Below are 3,279 nucleotides of genomic sequence, written 5' to 3' on the forward strand. Positions count from 1 at the left end.
TGTCGTTTGATTATGGGTTGGTGTGTATCCTGATGCACCCATTGCGATATGAGTGATGTTGTAGCTCACACCAAGATTGGATGCCTGAATGGATGCAGCAATGCCTGCATCAGTAATTAATAAGCTCATAGCGTGGCCTCATGCGTATGGGGGTTTCTTATGTATCGCGCATTCCCAAGTTGCACCTGCAGTGTGGTTGATGCGTTATATATCCATTGAATGGCGGTGTGAGGCAGACGAACTTGCTCAACATCATGCCATGCTTTTTTACTGCGCTGGTTTGATGCGAGTGAAACAAGGATCAGGTTAGGTTGACGAATATCATCATAAACCACACCATCAACATCGCTTTGGAGGAGCAGAGCTTGGTAGTCACTTAATCGCCACCCAAACGGCTCACTGTCTACTTGAGTGAGTAACGTAAATTGGATCTCATCATGGGTCATTTTAAATTCTGCTCCCATCCCTGCAATGAGATTGGATAACTCTGCGTTATCGCTGTCTTGCCAATATTGGCCTTTAGGCAATAATTGACGGACAGCTCGAGCAAAGTCTTCATTGTGGTACTCAATAATTAAATCAGAGTAGTCCATGTGATTTCTCCAAGTGTATGTACTTCACTGTTGGTAATAAATTGCTCTTCGATGGGTTGCCTTACAAGATAGTTACTAGTAACGGATGAGATCGCGAGCACGATCTCTGTTGGGGAAATCGATGCTGGTATGGGTGGGTTTACTGACTCATCGCGTTTGCCCATTTTGCTTTTAAATAACGTTTCCAATGCGACGACGATACTGGCTTGAGTCTGCGTATCTTGCACATTTTGGATCTCAATATTCACTGGTTTTTGAGTGGGCAAACTTACGATGGGATGGCAGCCAGCTAGACGTACTGACTCAATGTACGCTTGCACAGTATCAATCACGCCTTGCGATAGGGTTGGGTTATTGTCGCGGGCGCCAATGAATACCTGAACCATACCAAGCTCAGGTGTGTTATCCAGCGCCCAAGCGAAATCAACGTCGGAGTGCGCTGATAAGGCCCACGCTTCATAGTCGTTTCTACGACCCACCAACGCTCTTTGATTAAATGCGATTAAAATACGTTGACGCCAATGCTCGATGTCTTCCAGGTCCGTGCCACCGCTTATCCCTAAACTGAGCACATGATTGGGGTTAATACCACTGATGGCTTTAGATAATGTCAGGACAGCCCCGCTGGCGAGATTACTCGAAACACCAGAGTTCAAGGCAATGACGGGCACCTCCGTGTCACTGTATTGCGCGTTAAGCGTAATAAACTTGTCGCCTAGGGCGCTAGTGATGATTGTGTCTTTAGGCACCAACGCGACACGGCTTAGTTGCTCGAACCGAACAGAGCCGCGCGCGAAGCTTGGCAATAATCGCTCTACATCGTGGCGTTTAGCGTGAAGATACAGCCAGGGCTCGGAAGCGGTCTCTGGGGACAACTCTCGAAAGAGTTGATCTTGATAACCATATTGGCCATAACTTACGCCAGCAATCGCACAGGCAACGGCGTCTATCGCAGGGTTGTATTGTCCTGTGCTCGCGATAAGGGTGGATCTTGCTCGCTCAACCAAGGCGGCGAGACTGCGCTGTGTACTCATAATGGCACCTTTACTAATTCATTGTCATTAGTGGTAATGATGATCTCTCGGCCTATGGTCGTACTTGTGAGTGCAACCGCATTTACTTGCACAGAGCGAGCATGGCCCTCGTCAACCAACCATGCGAGTGCATCGTCATAAAACCGTTGGGTACGGATAAGGGTTTGCGGCGTGTTCTTTTCACGCGCAAGCGTCCAATCACGTGAGCCTATCGCACGCACATAATCTTCATTCCAACATCCGCCACGCTCATCATTTTTCATGCGTGCGCGGTCGTTCTGTGTGGAAGTTGAATGATTTAGTACACTTTGCAACGCGGCATGAGTTAATCCATCAATACTGGTTAGCGGTGCGGTTAAGGCGGTTAAATTAAAATGGCTCATGAGACGTTATAACTCCCTGCTGAGCTGCCACTCATCACAATGACTTGCGCATTGCTGGTGATCTCATCAACCACGGCATTCGCGATGGCTTCTGCTAGGTCTGCGGCTTTTGCAAACTCCCCCTCGGTTACAAAACCTTTATCCTTCATCTCTTTAACGACTCTTGCTTTAAGTGAGCTTTTATCTAATGGCATTAGGCTTTCCCCGCAAAGACAACGCTTGAACCATCCGCATGAGGGCCACCCGTGAAATGACACTTACTTTCGCAAGTAATAACACCGGCACCACCATTCAGTTTGATTTTTTTAGCATCCGCGATAATGTCACCGCCTGCGGTCACGCTAACGTCTTTCTCTGCATTCACTTCAACGTTCTCGCTGGTTTTTATGGTGATCCCATTTTTGGTGAAGTGCACCAGATTACCCTTATCATCAAGCATGGCCACATCGCCTTTTTCTAGTTCCATTTGATAGCGTTCATCTTCAACACAGAACGACACGCCACGACTGCGAACCCCACCTAAAAACAGCAAGTACGAGCGCGAGCCCACCTTGGGATGGCTCATGAAACCGTAGTTATGTAATCGCTTAATACGATCATTTGTTTTACCTGTTGAGGTTTTTATCTGCAGTACTTTAGTATCACCTCCCGTCATTTCTCCAATGGCAAAGAGGTTCTTGATACGGCTCATTATTCGATCAAACATTGGCTTGCTCCTTAAAGGGTAGGAATAGCTCAATGGTGGTTCCCGCCGTGGTTCCATTCACAGACAGAGTTAATGACTTGATGAGCATTATTTCGTTGAACTCTTGATGTGCATCAACCACGGAAACGGTGCGGTTAATGGCAGCGCCGGTGAGTTCATAAAATAAAGCCGGTATCGAGGTTGAGACGCTTAACCCTTGAGCGATGGCTAAATCACGCTCGTACTTAGCGCGTGCCAAGCAAGACTCTGCGCTTTGCAGTTGATCTGAGACGATGACCCTCTTGCGCTGGGTATTCGCGGGGGCGTAAGTGACGACGGCGTGCGCATCGTCCCACTGGCCTTGCACTTCGATATGATAAAACTGTTTGGTGAAGTTGCGAGCAATGGTGAGAGCTTCTATGTTTTTTCCAACCTCAAGGCGCACGCCTTGAAGGGGGCTATGGGCTGGATTTTCCAACGTCAATACGCCATTGCGCTCAATCAATATCACCCCTTGCTCTTTCGCTAATTGCGCCAAAGCGTCGACCGGTGATCCCGCATTAATTTGGAACTCCTCAATAAGG

At 47.9% G+C, this 3,279-nt stretch carries 5 protein-coding genes and 1 pseudogene; all 6 read right to left on the reverse strand.

All coding sequences use genetic code 11. The features are described from left to right. Positions 1-125 precede the first annotated feature (125 nt). A complete protein-coding gene (locus PVK71_RS20115; RefSeq protein WP_274421099.1) occupies positions 126-593 on the reverse strand; it encodes a hypothetical protein in 468 nt (155 codons plus the stop codon). Beyond that, complete coding sequence (locus PVK71_RS20120; RefSeq protein ID WP_274421924.1) at positions 575-1,627, reverse strand: baseplate J/gp47 family protein; 1,053 nt, start codon at positions 1,625-1,627, stop codon at positions 575-577. The genes PVK71_RS20115 and PVK71_RS20120 overlap by 19 nt, the downstream gene beginning before the upstream one ends. Continuing rightward, the gene (locus tag PVK71_RS20125; protein WP_274421101.1) at positions 1,624-2,010 is read right to left on the reverse strand and encodes a phage GP46 family protein; all 387 of its coding nucleotides are present in this window, start codon (positions 2,008-2,010) and stop codon (positions 1,624-1,626) included. Before PVK71_RS20125 ends, PVK71_RS20120 begins: the two co-directional genes overlap by 4 nt. After that, positions 2,007-2,204, reverse strand: coding sequence for a hypothetical protein (locus PVK71_RS20130; protein ID WP_274421102.1), 198 nt, complete (start codon positions 2,202-2,204; stop codon positions 2,007-2,009). The genes PVK71_RS20125 and PVK71_RS20130 overlap by 4 nt, the downstream gene beginning before the upstream one ends. Next, entirely contained in the window at positions 2,204-2,701 is a 498-nt protein-coding gene (locus PVK71_RS20135) for a phage baseplate assembly protein domain-containing protein (RefSeq protein ID WP_274421103.1), read from the reverse strand. Before PVK71_RS20135 ends, PVK71_RS20130 begins: the two co-directional genes overlap by 1 nt. A gap of 7 nt (positions 2,702-2,708) precedes the next feature. After that, positions 2,709-3,279: pseudogene (locus PVK71_RS20140) on the reverse strand (phage tail protein); the annotation flags it as partial.

This window comes from Aliivibrio sp. S4MY1, assembly GCF_028765545.1.
In the GTDB taxonomy this organism is placed as follows: Bacteria; Pseudomonadota; Gammaproteobacteria; order Enterobacterales; family Vibrionaceae; genus Aliivibrio.